16 protein-coding genes are annotated in these 16,141 nt (G+C 71.7%); 3 read left to right on the top strand and 13 right to left on the bottom strand.

What is annotated here, in order from left to right; all coding sequences use genetic code 11:
• Positions 1-48: 48 nt before the first annotated feature.
• The 6 genes from ACWG52_RS26995 to ACWG52_RS26970 form a co-directional block, all read right to left on the bottom strand.
• Positions 49-342, bottom strand: a complete 294-nt coding sequence (locus tag ACWG52_RS26995) for a hypothetical protein (RefSeq protein ID WP_390141290.1) — start codon at positions 340-342, stop codon at positions 49-51.
• A gap of 241 nt (positions 343-583) precedes the next feature.
• Positions 584-1,579: a 2-hydroxyacid dehydrogenase gene (locus tag ACWG52_RS26990; RefSeq protein WP_389812147.1), complete on the bottom strand. Its 996-nt coding sequence runs from the start codon at positions 1,577-1,579 to the stop codon at positions 584-586.
• 66 nt (positions 1,580-1,645) lie between these two features.
• Positions 1,646-2,674, bottom strand: a complete 1,029-nt coding sequence (locus tag ACWG52_RS26985) for a 6-phosphofructokinase (protein ID WP_389812544.1) — start codon at positions 2,672-2,674, stop codon at positions 1,646-1,648.
• Positions 2,675-2,840: 166 nt separating this feature from the next.
• A complete protein-coding gene (locus tag ACWG52_RS26980; RefSeq protein ID WP_389812150.1) occupies positions 2,841-3,548 on the bottom strand; it encodes a response regulator in 708 nt (235 codons plus the stop codon).
• Positions 3,545-4,762: a MacS family sensor histidine kinase gene (gene macS, locus ACWG52_RS26975; protein WP_389812153.1), complete on the bottom strand. Its 1,218-nt coding sequence runs from the start codon at positions 4,760-4,762 to the stop codon at positions 3,545-3,547. Before macS ends, ACWG52_RS26980 begins: the two co-directional genes overlap by 4 nt.
• A gap of 38 nt (positions 4,763-4,800) precedes the next feature.
• Positions 4,801-5,541 carry a lysophospholipid acyltransferase family protein gene (locus ACWG52_RS26970; protein WP_389812547.1) on the bottom strand — a complete coding sequence of 247 codons (741 nt, stop codon included), beginning with the start codon at positions 5,539-5,541 and terminating at the stop codon, positions 4,801-4,803.
• Between the two features lie 170 nt (positions 5,542-5,711).
• On the opposite strand from ACWG52_RS26970, the gene ACWG52_RS26965 reads away from it, so the two are divergent.
• Positions 5,712-6,491, top strand: a complete 780-nt coding sequence (locus tag ACWG52_RS26965) for an alpha/beta hydrolase (protein ID WP_389812156.1) — start codon at positions 5,712-5,714, stop codon at positions 6,489-6,491.
• Positions 6,484-7,089 (top strand): hypothetical protein, encoded by a 606-nt coding sequence (locus ACWG52_RS26960; RefSeq protein WP_453126185.1) that lies wholly within the window; start codon positions 6,484-6,486, stop codon positions 7,087-7,089. Before ACWG52_RS26965 ends, ACWG52_RS26960 begins: the two co-directional genes overlap by 8 nt.
• A gap of 84 nt (positions 7,090-7,173) precedes the next feature.
• Here the strand turns inward: ACWG52_RS26960 and ACWG52_RS26955 are convergent, their stop codons facing one another.
• The 6 genes from ACWG52_RS26955 to ACWG52_RS26930 all read right to left on the bottom strand — a co-directional run bounded on the left by ACWG52_RS26955 (position 7,174) and on the right by ACWG52_RS26930 (position 12,288).
• A complete protein-coding gene (locus ACWG52_RS26955) occupies positions 7,174-7,935 on the bottom strand; it encodes an endonuclease/exonuclease/phosphatase family protein (protein ID WP_390141296.1) in 762 nt (253 codons plus the stop codon).
• Positions 7,936-8,012: 77 nt separating this feature from the next.
• On the bottom strand, positions 8,013-8,954 hold the full coding sequence (locus ACWG52_RS26950; protein ID WP_375943793.1) for an ROK family glucokinase: 942 nt from the start codon (positions 8,952-8,954) through the stop codon (positions 8,013-8,015).
• Between the two features lie 61 nt (positions 8,955-9,015).
• Entirely contained in the window at positions 9,016-9,480 is a 465-nt protein-coding gene (locus ACWG52_RS26945) for a DUF5304 domain-containing protein (RefSeq protein ID WP_389812163.1), read from the bottom strand.
• 77 nt (positions 9,481-9,557) lie between these two features.
• Entirely contained in the window at positions 9,558-10,712 is a 1,155-nt protein-coding gene (locus tag ACWG52_RS26940; protein ID WP_390169233.1) for an ArsA family ATPase, read from the bottom strand.
• A 109-nt stretch (positions 10,713-10,821) separates the two neighbouring features.
• Entirely contained in the window at positions 10,822-11,262 is a 441-nt protein-coding gene (locus ACWG52_RS26935) for an SRPBCC family protein (RefSeq protein WP_375943797.1), read from the bottom strand.
• Between the two features lie 174 nt (positions 11,263-11,436).
• A complete protein-coding gene (locus ACWG52_RS26930; protein ID WP_389812549.1) occupies positions 11,437-12,288 on the bottom strand; it encodes a metallophosphoesterase family protein in 852 nt (283 codons plus the stop codon).
• A 256-nt stretch (positions 12,289-12,544) separates the two neighbouring features.
• Here ACWG52_RS26930 and ACWG52_RS26925 point away from each other — a divergent pair, with 256 nt between their 5' ends.
• Entirely contained in the window at positions 12,545-14,341 is a 1,797-nt protein-coding gene (locus ACWG52_RS26925) for an AMP-dependent synthetase/ligase (protein ID WP_390141302.1), read from the top strand.
• Between the two features lie 57 nt (positions 14,342-14,398).
• Here ACWG52_RS26925 and ACWG52_RS26920 read toward each other — a convergent pair whose 3' ends face one another.
• Entirely contained in the window at positions 14,399-16,015 is a 1,617-nt protein-coding gene (locus ACWG52_RS26920) for a GMC oxidoreductase (protein ID WP_389812175.1), read from the bottom strand.
• Between the last annotated feature and the right edge of the window lie 126 nt (positions 16,016-16,141).

Below are 16,141 nucleotides of genomic sequence, written 5' to 3'. Positions count from 1 at the left end.
GGGGTCGCGCGCCGGCCGGGCCGGACGGGCCGGACGCCCCCTGGGCGGTCAGCCCGTCCGGCTCTCGACGCCCGGGGCCCCGCCGGCCCGGATGTGGCGCACCAGCTGCCAGGTCAGGATCGGTCCCAGCAGGGTCAGCCCGCACAGGAGGGCGGTGAGGTCGCCGGTCGCCAGCGCCACCGACACGGCGGCGCCGACCGCGTGATCGGCGACGGTGAGCCACGGGTCGATCCGCCGGCCCGGCTCGGCGCGGAGGGCGGGTCTCAGGGCCCGGAGGGCGTACACGAGCTGGATGGCGGCGAAAACCGGCAGGATCCAGCGGAACACGGTAGGGACGTCCACGTGGCCGAATCTAAGGCCCGTCCGGGCCCGCCGGTATGGCCGGGTGCCGAAGTCCGGGTGAACTCCCGGGGTGGGGCGCCCAGGGGGTGTCTTGTCGATCAGGGTGGATCAGGGAGCGGGGTCCGGTGCCGTGGATCGCAAGGCGGACGAGGGAGGCGACGCGGAGCGTCGCCGACCGAGGACAACGCGGCGAGGCGCGGTGCCGGGCGCCGCGAGCCCGCCCTGATCGACAAGACACCCCCTAGGCGGGCGGGACGAGGGTGTTCTCGGAGCGGCGGCCGGCCAGGTGGTCCGCCACATTGGCGACGGTGGTGGCGATGATCTCGCCGACCGCGTCCGTCGTGTAGTAGGCCTGGTGGGAGGTCACCAGGACGTTGGGGAAGGTGACCAGCCGGGCCAGGGTGTCGTCCTCGACGGTCTCCAGGGACTTGTCCAGGAAGAAGACGCCGGCCTCCGCCTCGTACACGTCCAGGCCGACGCCCGTGAAGCGGCCGGCCCGGAGCTCGTCGACCAGCGCATCGGTGTCGATCAGTCCGCCCCGGCTGGAGTTGATCAGGATCGCGTCGTCGCGCATCCGGCGCAGCGCGTCCGCGTCGAGGATGCGGCGGGTGGACTCCAGCAGGGGTACGTGCAGGCTGATCAGGTCCGAGGAGGCGAGCAGCTCGTCCTTGTCCACGTAGGTCATGCCGAGGTCCAGGCAGGCCGGGTTCCGCACCACGTCCCAGCCCAGCAGGCGCATGCCGAAGCCGTGCGCGATCCGGGTGAACGCCTCGCCGATCTTGCCGGTGCCGAGCACGCCGACCGTGCGGCCGTGGAAGTCCCGGCCCATCAGCCCGTTCAGCCGGAAGTCGAAGTCCCGGGTCCGGATGGAGGCCCGGACGATCCGCCGGTTCACGGCCATGGCGAGGGTCCAGGCGAACTCGGCCACCGAGTGGGGCGAGTAGGCGGAGACCCGGCTGATCGACATTCCGAGGCGCTGCGCCTCGTCCAGGTCGATGTTGTTGAAGCCGGTGGACCGCTGGGCGATCAGCTTCGTCCCGCCCGCCGCGAGGACCCGTAGCACCCGGCCGCTCAGGTCGGCGTTCACGCTGGAGGAGACGATCGCGTACCCGGCGGCGATCGGCGCGGTGTCCTCGTCCAGGAAGACGTCCAGGCAGCGGATCTCGTGCTGCCCCGCGAAGGCCTGCTCCAGTAGCGGCTTCTCGTCGGCGGTCACACCGAATGCCAGGATCTCCACGCTTGCTCCCGCACCTCGAACCATGGGCCGTTTGTCACCATACGGCCCATGGTGGCGGGTCGCCGCTCAGCCGAAGAAGACCCCGGCCTCCTGGTAGAGCGCGGGATCCACGGTCTTCAGCTTCGAGGTCGCCTCCGTGATCGGCACCCGGACGATGTCGGTCCCCTTGAGCGCGACCATCTTCCCGAAGTCCCTGTCGCGCACGGCCTCGATGGCGTGCAGCCCGAACCGGGTCGCGAGCCACCGGTCGAAGGCGCTCGGCGTGCCACCGCGCTGGATGTGGCCGAGCACCGTCGTCCGGGCCTCCTTGCCGGTCCGCGCCTCGATCTCCTTGGCCAGCCATTCGCCCACGCCCGACAGCCGGACATGGCCGAAGGAGTCCAGGGTGCCGTCCTTCAGGACCATCTCCCCGTCCTTGGGCATGGCGCCCTCCGCGACCACCACGATCGGCGCGTAGCTGGCCCGGAACCGGGAGGTCACCCAGGCGCAGACCTCGTCGACGTCGAAGCGCTGCTCCGGGATGAGGATGACGTTGGCGCCGCCCGCGAGTCCCGAGTGCAGGGCGATCCAGCCGGCGTGCCGGCCCATGACCTCGACGACCAGGACCCGCATGTGGGACTCGGCCGTGGTGTGGAGCCGGTCGATGGCCTCGGTCGCGATGCCGACGGCGGTGTCGAAGCCGAAGGTGTAGTCGGTGGCGGACAGGTCGTTGTCGATGGTCTTGGGTACGCCGACGCAGGGGATGCCGTATTCCTCGTACAGCCGGGCGGCGACCCCGAGGGTGTCCTCGCCGCCGATCGCGATGAGCGCGTCCACCTCGTACTTCGCGAGGTTGTCCTTGATGTCCCGCACGCCGTTCTCCGTCTTGAACGGATTGGTGCGCGAGGAGCCGAGGATGGTGCCACCGCGGGGCAGGATGCCGCGGACGGCGGGGATGTCGAGGGGGACGGTCCGGCCCTCGATGGCGCCCCGCCAGCCGTCCTTGAACCCGACGAACCCGCAGCCGTACTCCTGGTCGCCCTTGCGGACGACGGCCCTGATCACCGCGTTGAGTCCGGGGCAGTCGCCGCCGCCGGTCAGCACTCCGACCTTCATGGATTCTCCAATCGCCATGACGGTCACGCTAGTGGTGACGCAGGTCACAGCAAGGGGCCTGGAGAGGGCAATTCCGGTGGAATCGTGAGGCGTTGTGTACACCCGTTCACTCGTACGGGTTCGTAAGTACGATCGACGGGCGGTGCGGACGTCCCTCGTGCGGGTACTACGCGTCGTCGAGTCCGCGTTCTATGGCGTACCGGACGAGTTCCACCCGGTTGTGCAACTGCAGCTTGCCCAGGGTGTTCTGGACGTGGTTCTGCACGGTGCGGTGGGAGATGACGAGCCGTTCGGCGATCTGCTTGTACGACAGCCCCTTGGCCACGAGCCGCAGCACCTCGGTCTCGCGGTCGGTCAGTTGCGGGGCCTTGGGCTCGTCGGAGGTGGCCGGCAGCGGGTCGGTGGCCAGGCGCCGGTACTCGCCGAGCACCAGCCCGGCCAGGCCCGGGGTGAAGACCGGGTCGCCGGCGGCGGTGCGGCGGACGGCGTCGATCAGCTCCTGGGCACCGGCGGACTTCAGCAGGTAGCCGGTCGCGCCGGACTTCACCGCTTCCAGGACGTCCACGTGCTCACCGCTGGCCGACAGGACCAGGACCCGCAGGGCCGGGTTGGCGCCGACCAGTTCCTTGCAGACCTGTACGCCCGGCATGCCCGGCAGGTTGAGGTCGAGGACCAGCACGTCGGGCGTGACGGCGTGGGCCCGGCGGACCGCCTCGGGGCCGTCGCCGGCGGTGGCGACGACGTCGAAGCCGGCCGCGGCCAGGTCCCGGGCGACCGCGTCCCGCCACATCGGATGGTCGTCGACGACCATCACCCTTATGTCGTGCAGCTCGTTCGGCCTGTTCGGGTCGTTCACGTCGGTGCGCTCGCTCATCTCTTGTCCGTCCTCCCCCTGGGTACCTTCAGTTCCACTTCGGTGCCCTGCCCGGGAACGGACACCAGATCGGCGCTGCCGCCGAGATCACGCAGCCTGCCGCGGATGGACAGGGCCACCCCCATCCGGCCCTCGCCCGCCGCCTGGTCGAGCCGGCCCGCCGGGATGCCCGGGCCGTCGTCGCGAACGGTCACGATCACCTCGTCGCCCCAGTCCTCGACGAGGATCCAGGCCCGCGCCCCTTCCCCGGCGTGCTTGCGCACGTTGTCCAGGGCGGCGCCGACCGCCGCGGCCAGTTCCTTCGCGGCGGGCACCGGCAGCGGCACCGGGGTGCCGGGCTCGGCGAAGCTCACGCGGGACCCGGCGTGCGGGGCGAGGAGCGTGCGCAGGTCCAGCTCGCCGTCGTCGGCGCCCGGCTCGTCCACCTCGTACGTGTCCACCAGCGCGCCGCGCGACTCGTCGCTGGAGACCCGGGAGGGCCGCACCAGCCCGCTGGAGACCAGCGTGCGCAGCGCCACCTCCTGCTCCCCCGCCATCCGGCCGAGCTCCTCCGCCTCGCCGCCCAGCTCGCTGCCGCGCCGCTGGACCATGGCGAGGACCTGGAGGACCCCGTCGTGGATGTCGCGGGCGAGGCGCTCCCGCTCGCGGGTGGCGGCCTCGATCTCCAGGGCGCGGGCGAGGGTGTTCTCACTGGCCCGGGCGACCTCGACCACGTAGCCGATGGCCACGGAGGCGACCCAGACGAGCAGGACGTTGTGCAGGGTGTCCTCGGTGGGCCGGCCGGTGTGGATGGCGAGGTTGGCGGCCGCCACGAAGGTGGAGGCGAAGCAGGCCCAGCGCCAGCCGCCCTTGATGGCGAAGGCGAGGACCGCGCCCGCCGTCCAGATGGTGGGCAGGGTGCTGCCGCCCGCGTGGATCCGCGCCTGGGTGTCGGCGACCGGGGTCAGCACGATGCCCACGATCGCGACGGTGAGGTCGGCGACGAGGAAGCCCTTGGTGCAGCTCGCGGCGTTCGCCACCTTGCGGGAGGTGGCGAGGGTCCAGACGGCGAGGAACGCGAGGTAGCCGACCGCGACCCCCGGGCGCGGGAACTCCTTGTACGCGGCCGCGAACAGCAGCGCCGCGTACACCATGGTCAGCACTCGGTACGCGGTCAGGGCACGCCACAGCGGCTGCTCGACCGACATGCGTACGACGCGTTCGCGTTTTGCCATCTCCCCCACCCCTCGCGGGCGGTACCGCCCGCGCGCAGCTACTGCGACGTGTCGTCGGCCTTCTCGGCCTTGTCCGTCTTGGCAGCCTTCTCGGCCTTCTCGGCCTTCTCGGCATCGGCGATCTGGCGCTTGGCCGCCGTCGCGTAGATGTCGACGTACTCCTGACCGGAGAGCTTCATGATCTCGTACATGACCTCGTCGGTCACCGAGCGGAGGATGAAGCGGTCGTTGTCCATGCCGTGGTAGCGGCTGAAGTCCAGCGGCTTGCCGATCCGGATCCCCGGACGCATCAGCTTGGGGACCACCTTGCCGGGCGGCTGGATCTTCTCGGTGTCGATCATCGCCACGGGGATCACGGGCGCCCCGGTGGCCAGGGCCACGCGGGCCAGACCGCCGGGCTTGCCGCGGTAGAGCCGTCCGTCGGGTGAACGCGTGCCCTCGGGGTAGATACCGAACAGCTCTCCGGCCTCGATGACCTTGATGCCGCTCTGGATCGCGGCCTCGCCGGCCCCGCGGGCGCCGGAGCGGTCCACAGGGAGCTGGCCGACGCCCTTGAAGAAGGCGGCCGTCAGCTTGCCCTTGACCCCCGGGGAGGTGAAGTACTCGGCCTTCGCGATGAAGGTGACCTTCCGGTCCAGCACCGCCGGCAGGAAGAAGGAGTCGGAGAAGGACAGGTGGTTGCTCGCGAGGATCGCCGGCCCCTCCGCGGGAATGTTCTCGAGGCCCTCCACCCACGGCCTGAATGCGAGCTTCAGTGAACCGCCGATGGAGAACTTCATTGCGCCGTAGATCAACTCGAAAGCCTTCCTGTGTCTGTCGAACAGACCATATCCCGTGCCTACACCGGCAGGGGCCCGACGACCCTGGCCGGTGCCACCCCGGTCGCGTACGGTGAAGTCACACAGAGCAACGCACCCACCCGACGTACATCGTGATCAAGGAGACTCTGGTGCCCGTCCTCCCTGGAGCCGAGCCGTTCCGCCACGAGGGCGGAGAGGTCGGCGTCCTCCTCTGCCACGGCTTCACCGGCTCCCCGCAGTCCCTGCGCCCCTGGGCCGAGTACCTCGCCGGGCGGGGCCTCACGGTGTCGCTGCCGCTGCTCCCCGGGCACGGGACGCGCTGGCAGGACATGCAGCTCACGGGCTGGCAGGACTGGTACGCGGAGGTGGACCGCGCCCTGCGGGAACTGCTGGACCGGTGCGAGCAGGTGTTCGTCTTCGGGCTGTCGATGGGCGGGGCGCTGTCCCTGCGGCTGGCGGCCAAGCACGGGGACGCGATCAGTGGCCTCGTGCTCGTCAACCCGGCCAACAAGGTGCACGACCCGCTGGCCGTGACCCTGCCGGTGACCAAGCACCTGATCCGGTCGACGCCGGGCATCGCCAGCGACATCGCGAAGCCGGGCTCGGAGGAGGTCGGCTACGACCGGGTCCCCACCCACGCCGCGCACTCGCTGAAGAAGTTCCTGCGGCTCGTGGACACCGAGCTGCCGCAGGTGACGCAGCCGTTGCTGCTGCTGCACAGCCCTCAGGACCATGTCGTACCGCCCGTGGACTCGGCGCGGGTGCTGGCCCGGGTCTCCTCCACGGATGTCACCGAGACCCTGCTGGAACAGAGTTACCACGTGGCGACGTTGGACCATGACGCGGAGCGGATCTTCGCGGACAGCTATGCGTTCATCGGCCGACTGGCGGAGAGCGTGGGCAGGGAGGGGGCGGAGGCCGGTGGCTGAGCACGAGGAGCAGTCGGGCGGGGTTCCGCCGCTGGACGAGGAAGCGGCGTGGGCGGCGATCGTCGCCGGGTACGGGCAGGAGCCGCCGGACCCGCCGGGGGCCCGGCCGTTCAGACCGATCGAGAACCTCCTCCTGCCGGAGGAGGACGTCAAGCCGTTGCCGCCGGAGTCCGGACCGGACCCGAAGGCCGATCCGAAGGCCGATCCGAAGCCGGACCCGAAGCCGGACGCGGAAACGGGTCCTCCGGCGGCGCTGGGCAGCTCCGTGGTCTTCGCCCCGGGCGTGGGCATGGCGGGTCCCCGGGACCACTCGCCTGCGGAGCCGAAGGACGACGACCTGACTCCGGCGGAGGAGGGCCACTTCGTCCCCCCGGAGCCGGAGCTCCCGCCGGCGGACACGACGTCGAAGTTCGCGTGGCTGGCGGTCGTCGGCGGCCCGGTGCTGCTGCTGCTCGCGGTGCTCCTGCAGTGGGAGATGACCTGGTGGCTGACGACGCTGGGCATCGGCGGCTTCCTGGGCGGCTTCGCGACCCTGGTCGCACGCATGCAGCACGACGACGAGGACGACGACGACCCGGGCCGCGGCGCGGTCGTCTGACCGATCTCGGCCTCGCCGGCGTTCGAGGCGCGGGGGTCCGGGGGCAGCGCCCCCGGCAGCGGCGCCGCGCCCGGGACCACCGGCCTACGGCGTGGCCGCCAAACGCAGGGCCGCCAGCACCGGCAGGTGGTCCGTCGCCGACCGCAGGTCCGTGAGCGAGAGGCCCGGCAGCCCCGCGGGGACACCGCAGGCCAGCACCTCCACCCCCTTCGAGGCGAACACGGCGTCGATCCGGCGGTCCGGCGCCACCGCCGGGAAGGTCGGTCCGCCGCCCCACGGGGCCACCGCCCGGCAGTCCTGGAGCTCGGTGGCCAGCCTCCCGTACGCCGGCCCGTCCGGGCCCTCGTTCAGGTCGCCCGCGGCGATCGCGTACGGCACGTCCATGCCGGCCAGCCGTTCCAGCAGCAGTTCCGCGTGGGCCCGGCGCTCCGCCGCCTGGAGCGACAGGTGCAGGGAGGCCAGCCCCACCCGCACGCCCCCGATCCGGACCACCGCCGTGGCGAAGCCCCTGCGGTGCAGTCCGGGGGTGCGCGGCAGCAGCACGTCCTCCGCGCGCTCCACGAAGACCCGGAGCGAGCACAGCAGCAACGGCCCGGCCGCCGTCGCGCCCCCGCCCAGCACGACCAGGTCGCACTTGGCGGCCAGCCGGGCCGCGTGTTTGCGCCACCGGAAGAACCGGGGGGCCTCCTGGACGAGGACGAGGTCGGGCTCGCACGCCCGGATGACCCGGGCCAGCGCCTCCTCGTCGTCGCGCAGGGAGCGGATGTTGTAGCTCAGTACCCGGATCACGGCAGAACCGTCGGGCTCCGTACGGGACTTCGGCAGCGAGGGCGGCAACTGGTCCATGTACCGCAAGATACGCAGCCGCCCGCCGCTCCCCCAAGGGGCGCGACGGGCGGTACGCGTGGAAAGCAGGGGAAAGATCAGCCCTGGCGGGCCAGGTCGGCCGCGCCGACGAGTCCGGCCTTGCCGCCGAGCTGCGCGGCGAGGACCTGGGCGTGCGGGCGCCAGGCGCCGCCGACCAGCCAACGCTTGAAGGACTTGCGGATCGGGTCGAGGACGAGGTCGCCCTCGTCCGAGACGCCGCCGCCGACGATGAAGGCGGACGGGTCGAACAGCGAGGCCAGGTCGGCCAGTCCGGCGCCGGCCCAGCGGGCCAGTTCGCGGAAGGCGTCGACGGCCACCAGGTCGCCCTGCCGGGCGGCCTCGCTGATGTGCTTGCCCTCGATGCCCTCGGGGGTGCCGTCGCCGAGGGAGAGCAGGATCACCGCGTTCTCGGGGGTGGCGTTGGCGCGCTGCTTCGCGTATCGGACGAGCGCGCGCCCGGAGGCGTACTGCTCCCAGCAGCCCTGGCTGCCGCAGCCGCACAGCAGGCCGTCCGGGACGACCCGGATGTGCCCGAACTCGGCGGCGACGCCGAAGCGTCCGCGGCGCAGCTTGTTGCCGATGATGATGCCGCCGCCCAGGCCGGTGCCGAGCGTGATGCAGATGACGTCGTCGTGGCCCTGGCCGGCGCCGAAGCGGTATTCGCCCCAGGCCGCGCAGTTCGCGTCGTTCTCGACGACGACGGGCAGGCCGATGCGCTGCTCGACCTTGTCCTTGAGCGGCTCGTGCCGCCAGTTGATGTTGGGCGCGAAGAGTACGGTCGCGCGCTTGTCGTCCACGTATCCGGCGGCGCCGATGCCGACGGCCTCGATGGTGTGGTTGCTGCTGACCTCGGAAACGGCGGCGCAGATGGCCTCCGTCACTCCGTCCGCGGTCGGCGGGGTGGGCACCTTGTACGTCTCAAGGATCGTGCCCTCTTCGTCGACCACGCCGGCCGCGATCTTCGTGCCGCCGATGTCGACGCCGATGGTGAGTCCCATTAGTCCCTCGGTTTCCGGTCAAACCCCGCCACGGCCAACCGTACCCGAGGCTTCCGGAGGATCAGTCGAGATCGATCCGCTCGGAGGGGCCCTCGTCGGGCCCTTCGTCACGCGGGTCGCGGTCGTGGGACGCCTGCCGGGGAGCCGGGGTCTCGCCCCGCGTCCAGCGGCGCTCGTGGCCCTCGACGGCCGAGCGGTAGGCGGCGAGCAGTTCGGAGCCGGCGGCCGCGAGGTGGTCGAAGACTTCCGGGTTGCGCTCGATGACGGGCTTGGCGGCGGTCTTGGCCTGGTCGACGATCTGGCGCACCGCCCCTTGTGCGGCCACGCCGAACAGCGGGTTGTTCAGCCCGGACACCTTGTCGGCGACGGCTTCGAAAAGCTTGAAGAGCTCTTCGGCGGCGGTGCCGGTGCCGCCGGCCGAGGCCTGTTCCTGTCCACGCCGGCGTTCCTGCTCGGCGGCGAGGTCCTCGGCACAGGCGCCGGCCCAGGCGTCGTCTTCGGTGGGACGGTCGGTGGCCTCGCTCATGGCGGACTCTCTCCTGCGCTGCTGCTGGGCGTGCGGTACGGACTACCTTCGACGGTACCCGAACGGGGGTACGCGGTTCATCGCGTGCGGGGCCACAGTCCGGGGTCGGGGGTGAAGCGGACGCGGAGCTCCCCGTCGGCGAGGGCGGCGCCGGAGACGGTGCAGCGGCGCAGCGCCCCGGGGAGCGGAACGATCCTGCGGTGGGGGCCGGCGGTGAGCAGCAGTTCGTCGCCGCGGCGGACGAGGTCGAGGTCGCTCTTGTGCGCGCCGGGCAGCGGTACCACCCAGACGAGCACGCCGTCCGTGTCCCGCCGGTCCTCGACGGCCCAGGCGCGGCGGGGTGCGGGCGGCTCGGGGACGAGGGCGTCGGTGGCGAGCCGCTCCAGGTCCTGCGGGCCGCGGGGGTCGCGGCCGAGGTGGGCGAGGGGCACCACGGGGAGTTCGGCGGCCCACTCGGCGGCGTACTTCTCCTGCTGGGCGGCGAGCCCGGCGAGCCAGGGGTCGGCGCAGTCCTGGGGGACCATGCGGTTGGCGACGACGGCGGAGACGGGCAGCTGCTGGAGGGCGAGTCCGAGCCTGCCGATGCGCAGCGCGTCGGTGGCGGCCGGGCCGGGCTCGGCGACCAGCCGCAGCTCGGTGCTGTCGGCCTCGACGACGGCCTGGACGGTGGCCAGCTCCTCGTCCCAGCGGGCGGCGGTCTCGTAGAGCCACTGCGCGGGCATGGGGACGCCGGCCAGCTGGGCCAGTACGGGCCGCAGGGCGCGGGCGGCCTGCCGTTCGGCGGGCAGCAGCCGGGCGAGGTAGCGGCGCAGCTGGGCGGGGAGGGCGAGGGTGGCCACGGTCTGGTGGAGCGGTGGCATGTCGACGACGACGAGGTCGGTGTCGGGCGCGGCGGCGGCCCGCCGCAGGGCGCGGAGCAGGGCGAACTGCTCGGCGCCGGGGAGTTCGGTGATCTCCTCGGCGCCCAGCGGCCGGGCTCCGACCATGCCGAGGAGGGCGGATCCGCGCTGTTGGAGGGCGACGAGTTCTTCGCGGAACTCCTCGCCGGAGTCGACCCGGGCCACCCGCAGCCCGGGGGCGGCCGGGCCGCCGACCAGGGCGGTGAGCGGGTCGCCGATGTCGCCGGAGAGCAGCAGCACCCGCAGCCCGTGGCGGGCCGCGGCGAGGGCGGTGGCCGCCGCCACGGTGGTCCGCCCGGCCCCGCCGGGGCCGGTGATCAGCAAGGTGTGCATGTGCGGGTGCTCCGGGTCGGTGGTGGTCCGTGGGCCGCGCGCCCGTGGGCGGTGGGCCCGGAGGGCGCGCGGCGCGTTCCTCGGCCCGTCCGGTGCGCGGGTCGCGGGGTCAGACGGTTTCGACGCGCTTCTTCAGGCCCGCGAGTGCCCGGTCGATGATGACCTTCTCGGCCTTGCGCTTGATCATGCCGAGCATGGGGATCTTGACGTCGACGGTCAGCTGGTAGGTGACCTCGGTGCGCTTGCCGCCGTCGACGGCGGCCAGGCGGTAGGAGCCGTCCAGCTGGCGGAGCATCTGGGACTTGTCCAGGGTCCAGCTGACCTCGTCGGTGCCCTTCCAGGTGTAGGCGAGGGTGTGGTCGTCCTTGATCGCGCCCGCGTCGAGCAGCAGGCGGACCTTCTCGGCGCGCCCTTGGGCGTCGGTGGCCAGTACCTCGGCCTCCTTCACCTCGCCGGTCCACTCGGGGTAACGGGCGAAGTCGGCGATCACGGCCATCACGTCGGCGGGCGGAGCCTCGATCGTGATGCTTGAGCTGGTGTGTTCCGCCATCGCGGTCGCTCCTCCGGGCTGGGGGTACCTCCCAGCGGCAGCTGGGGTGGTTCGAGGATGTGTGCGGCCTGGGGCCGCCGCGTGAAGGCTACCGCGCGTGCGGACGTCGCCACTCCAGTGGCTCCCGCCCGGCCCCCGCACCCTGCGGGAGGCGGCCGGGAAGCGGCTGGATCTTCACCATTCGAGGACCCAGGGCAGGCCGGTGGACGCGAAGTGGCCCACGTTCACGCACTCGGTGTTCCCGATGCGCATCCGTCGGGCGAGCGGCTGGTGGACGTGTCCGAAGAGGGCGTAGCGGGGGCGGGTGCGGTGGATCGCGGCGAGCAGGGCCTCGCTGCCGCGTTCGAACCGGCGGGCGACCGTGTCGTAGCAGAGCTCGGGCACCTCCGGCGGGATGTGCGAGCAGAGGACGTCCACCTCGCCGAGGGCCTCGACCTTGGCGGCGTACTCCTCCACGTCGACCTCGTAGGGGGTGCGCATCGGGGAGGGCAGTCCGCCGCCGACGAAGCCGAAGACGCGGCCGCCGATCTCGACCCGCTGGCCGTCGAGCACGGTGATGCCGTCGCGGTCGGCGTACTCGGGCCACAGGCCCGGGACGTCGACGTTGCCGTAGGTGGCGTACGTGGGGGTGGGGAAGGCGGCGAACATCTGGGCGTACTGGCGGCGTACGGCGCCTTCGATGAGGGTGTCCCGGTCCAGGCCGGCCCAGAGCTGCCGGCCGAAGGCGTGGGCTTCCTCGAAGCGGCGCGCGGTGCGCAGCTCGACGATGTGATCGGCGTTCTCGACGCCGAACAGGTCGGGGAAGATGCCGCGCGAGTGGTCGGCGTAGTCGAGGAAGAGCACGAGGTCACCGAGGCAGATGAGGGCGTCGGCCCCGTCGCCCGCGCGGGCGAGGGCCTCGGTGTTGCCGTGCACGTCACTGACGACATGGACCCGGGTGCGGCCCGTCCTCGGGCCCGCGTCGCGTCCGGGCCCAGGGCCTGGTCCCCGGCTCGATCCGCTCGTGCCGAACTGCTGTCCCCGCATGCTGCCAGCCATGCGGCCAACCCTAGGGCCGCCCGGTGGCGGCGGGTAGAGGGGGTGAGAAGGGTGGCCGGACCTGCGGTTACTTCCGAGTCGCGGAGGGGGTCGACTACTGTCTGCACGTAAGTGGTGAGGCAGGGTAAGTGCAGAATGTGACGCACGGAACATCTGGCCGGTTCCCCCTATCGGGAACCCACTACCGGTGGGTAACGTCCGGTCGGTCCACATGGTGGCGATGGCGCCCAGAGGAGCAGCAGTCTTGCGCGAGTTCAGCCTTCCGGCCCTGTACGAGGTCCCGTCGGACGGGAACCTGACGGATCTCATCCGCCGCAACGCCGCTCAGCATCCAGACACCGCCGTCATGAGCCGCAAGGTCGACGGCCGGTGGCAGGACGTGACCGCGACGGAGTTCCTCGCCGAGGTCCGTGCCGCGGCCAAGGGCCTCATCGCGGCCGGCATCCGGCCCGGCGACCGGGTCGCCCTCATTTCCCGCACCCGCTACGAGTGGGTGCTGTTCGACTTCGCGATCTGGAGCGCGGGCGGCGTCACCGTCCCCGTGTACGAGACCAGCTCCGCCGAGCAGGTCCAGTGGATCCTCGGTGACTCCGGCGCCGTCGCCGTCATCGTGGAGAGCCCGGCGCACAGCGCGGCCGTGGCCTCGCTGCGCGACCGGCTGCCGGAGCTGCGCGAGGTCTGGGAGATCGAGCAGGGCGCGCTGGAGACGTTGAAGGCCGCCGGTGCGGAGATCTCCGACGCCGAGGTCGAGGAGCGCAGCAGCTTCGCGAACGCCGACGACCCGGCCACGATCGTCTACACCTCGGGCACCACCGGCCGCCCCAAGGGCTGTGTGCTGAGCCACCGCAACTTCTTCGCGGAGTGCGGCAACGCGGTGGAGCGCCTGAGCCCGCTGTTCAAGACCGGCGAGTGCTCGGTGCTGCTGTTCCTGCCGGCCGCGCACGTCTTCGGGCGTCTGGTGGAGGTGGCGGCCGTGCTGGCGCCGATCCGCCTGGGCTGCGTACCGGACATCAAGAACCTGACCGACGAGCTGCAGTCCTTCCGCCCCACGCTGATCCTCGGCGTCCCCCGGGTCTTCGAGAAGGTCTACAACTCGGCGCGCGCCAAGGCGCAGGCCGACGGCAAGGGGAAGATCTTCGACGCGGCGGCCGACACGGCCATCGCCTACAGCCGTGCAATGGACACCCCGCGTGGCCCGTCGTTCGGGCTGAAGCTCAAGCACAAGATCTTCTCGAAGCTGGTCTACAGCAAGCTGCACGCGGTCCTCGGCGGGCGCGGCGAGTACGCGATCTCCGGCGGCGCGCCGCTGGGCGAGCGGCTCGGCCACTTCTTCCGCGGTATCGGCTTCACGGTCCTGGAGGGCTACGGCCTGACCGAGTCCTGTGCCGCGACCACCTTCAACCCGTGGGACAAGCAGAAGATCGGTACGGTCGGCCAGCCCATGCCGGGCTCCGTGGTGCGCATCGCGGACGACGGTGAGGTGCTGCTGCACGGCGAGCAGATCTTCACGGGGTACTGGAACAACGAGGCGGCGACCGCCGAGGCGCTGACCGACGGCTGGTTCCACACCGGCGACGTCGGCACCCTCGACGAGGACGGCTACCTGACGATCACCGGCCGCAAGAAGGAACTCATCGTCACGGCGGGCGGCAAGAACGTGGCCCCCGCGGTGATCGAGGACCGGATCCGGGCGCACGCGCTGGTCGCCGAGTGCATGGTGGTCGGCGACGCGAGGCCGTTCGTGGCCGCGCTGGTCACCATCGACGAGGAGTTCCTCGGCCGCTGGGCGGCGGAGAACGGCAAGCCGGCCGGGGTCACGGCGGCGGAGCTGCGCGAGGACGCGGACCTCGTCGCCGCCGTCCAGAAGGCGATCGATGACGGCAACGCGGCGGTCTCCAAGGCGGAATCGGTGCGGAAATTCCGCATTCTGCCCTCCCAGTTCACGGAGGAGTCGGGCCACATCACGCCGTCGCTGAAGCTGAAGCGCAACGTGGTGGCGAAGGACTACGCGGACGAGATCGAGGCGCTGTACCGCGGCTAGTCCGAGGCCGGTCGGGGGCTGGTGGGGGGCTGGTCGGGCCGCGGCCGGAGGCCGCTGTCAGCGGGGGTCCTCGGCGAGGATCCTGGCCATGTTCCGCTCCGCGAGGGCGGTGATGGTCACGAAGGGGTTCACGCCGAGCGACCCGGGGATCAGGGAGCCGTCGACCACGTACAGCCCCTGGTAGCCCTTGGCCCGCCCGTACGCGTCGGTGGCGTCCCCGAGGACGCAGCCGCCGAGCGGGTGGTAGGTGAAGTTGTCGGCGAAGGGCTTGTTGTCGCCGAAGAGGTCGTACCGGTAGATGGTGAAGTTCCGCCGGTTGATGCGGTCGAAGAGGTTCTTCGCCGCGTTCACCGAGGGCGTGTTCTGGTCCCGCCGCCAGTTGAGCCGGGCCGAGTCGGTGGCGGCGTCGTACGTGAAGTGCCCCCGCTCCCGGTTCTTGGTGATGGCCAGGTACATCGAGATCCAGTGCTCGATGCCCATGGGGAGCGGGGCGATCTCGGCGAAGACCGGGTTCGAGGCGTTGTCCCAGTCGTCGATGCCCATCGCGGGCATGGTGGCCTGGTTGCAGCCGACCGTGTCCCACAGGTGGTTGGCGCGGGCGGTCATGACGTTGCCGTTGGGCCCCCAGCCGAGCCCGACCTTGTCACTGAGCGCCGGCAGCGTTCCCTTCTCGCGGGCCCGCAGCAGGATCTCGGTGGTTCCGAGGCTCCCGGCCCCGAGGAAGAGCTGTGCGCAGCCGAGTTCACGGACCTGGGTGACCCGTCCGGTGACGTCGCTGGTCCGGACCGTCAGGACGTATCCCCCGGCGGGGTCGGGCCTTACGCCGACGACACGCTGCATGGTCTCGATGGTGACGTTGCCGGTGCCGATGGCGGCGGCGAGGTAGGTCTTGTCGACGCTCTTCTTGCCGTGGTTGTTGCCGTAGATGACCTCGCCGGCGAGGGCCGAGCGGGCGGCGGTGCCGGCCGCCTCGCGCTGCATGTACGCGAAGTCGTAGACGTTGGGGACGAAGACGGTCTTCAGGCCGGTGTTCTGGGCGTGCTTGCGGGAGATCCGGGCGAAGCGGTACCACTCGGTGGATTCGAACCAGGCCGGGTCGATGTCGTTCACCCCGAGCATGGCGCGGGCGCGGGGGTAGTACGTGCCGTACATCTCGTCGGCGTCGACCTGGGGCAGCACCTCGGTGAAGTACGAGCGCCGGGGCGTGGGGGCCATGCCGCCGTTGACGAGCGATCCGCCGCCGACCCCCCGGCCGACGTACACGGACATGTCGCCGTAGTTCACGCGGTCGAGGACGCCCGGGTAGGGGTTGATGTCGCGGTTGACCACGTCGAGCCAGAGGAACTGGGCGAGCGGGGCCTCCGTGCGGTTGCGGAACCACATGGAGCGCTGGTCGGGGGCGGAGGTGGACGGGAAGATCTTGCCGTCGGGCCCGGGGGTGTCCCAGAGTCGGCCCATCTCCAGCACGACGGTACGCACGCCGGCCTGGCCGAGCCGCAGGGCGGCGACGGCGGATCCGTAACCGGAGCCGACGACGATGGCGGGGGCGTACCGGGCGGCGGCGGGCTCCACGGCCGCGGCGGAGGCCGCCGAGATCCGGGTGAAGCCGAGTGCGGCGGCGGTCGAGAGGGCGCCGATTCCCAATAGTTGACGGCGCGTCAGGTTCGATGTCATGGCCGCATCATGGGCGGAATCCAGCCTTCCGGCCAGACGCCGTCTTGACAGGCATCTGAGAGACAGTCAGACGTGGCTGCGCGGCCCGTCGCCGGCGGCTCCGCCGTCGGGGCTCCGCCCCGAACC

The sequence above is a fragment of the Streptomyces sp. CLCI03 genome (genome assembly GCF_053615355.1).
The sequence above is the reverse complement of the archived record's forward strand: the minus strand, read 5'-3'. Positions and strand labels throughout refer to the sequence as shown.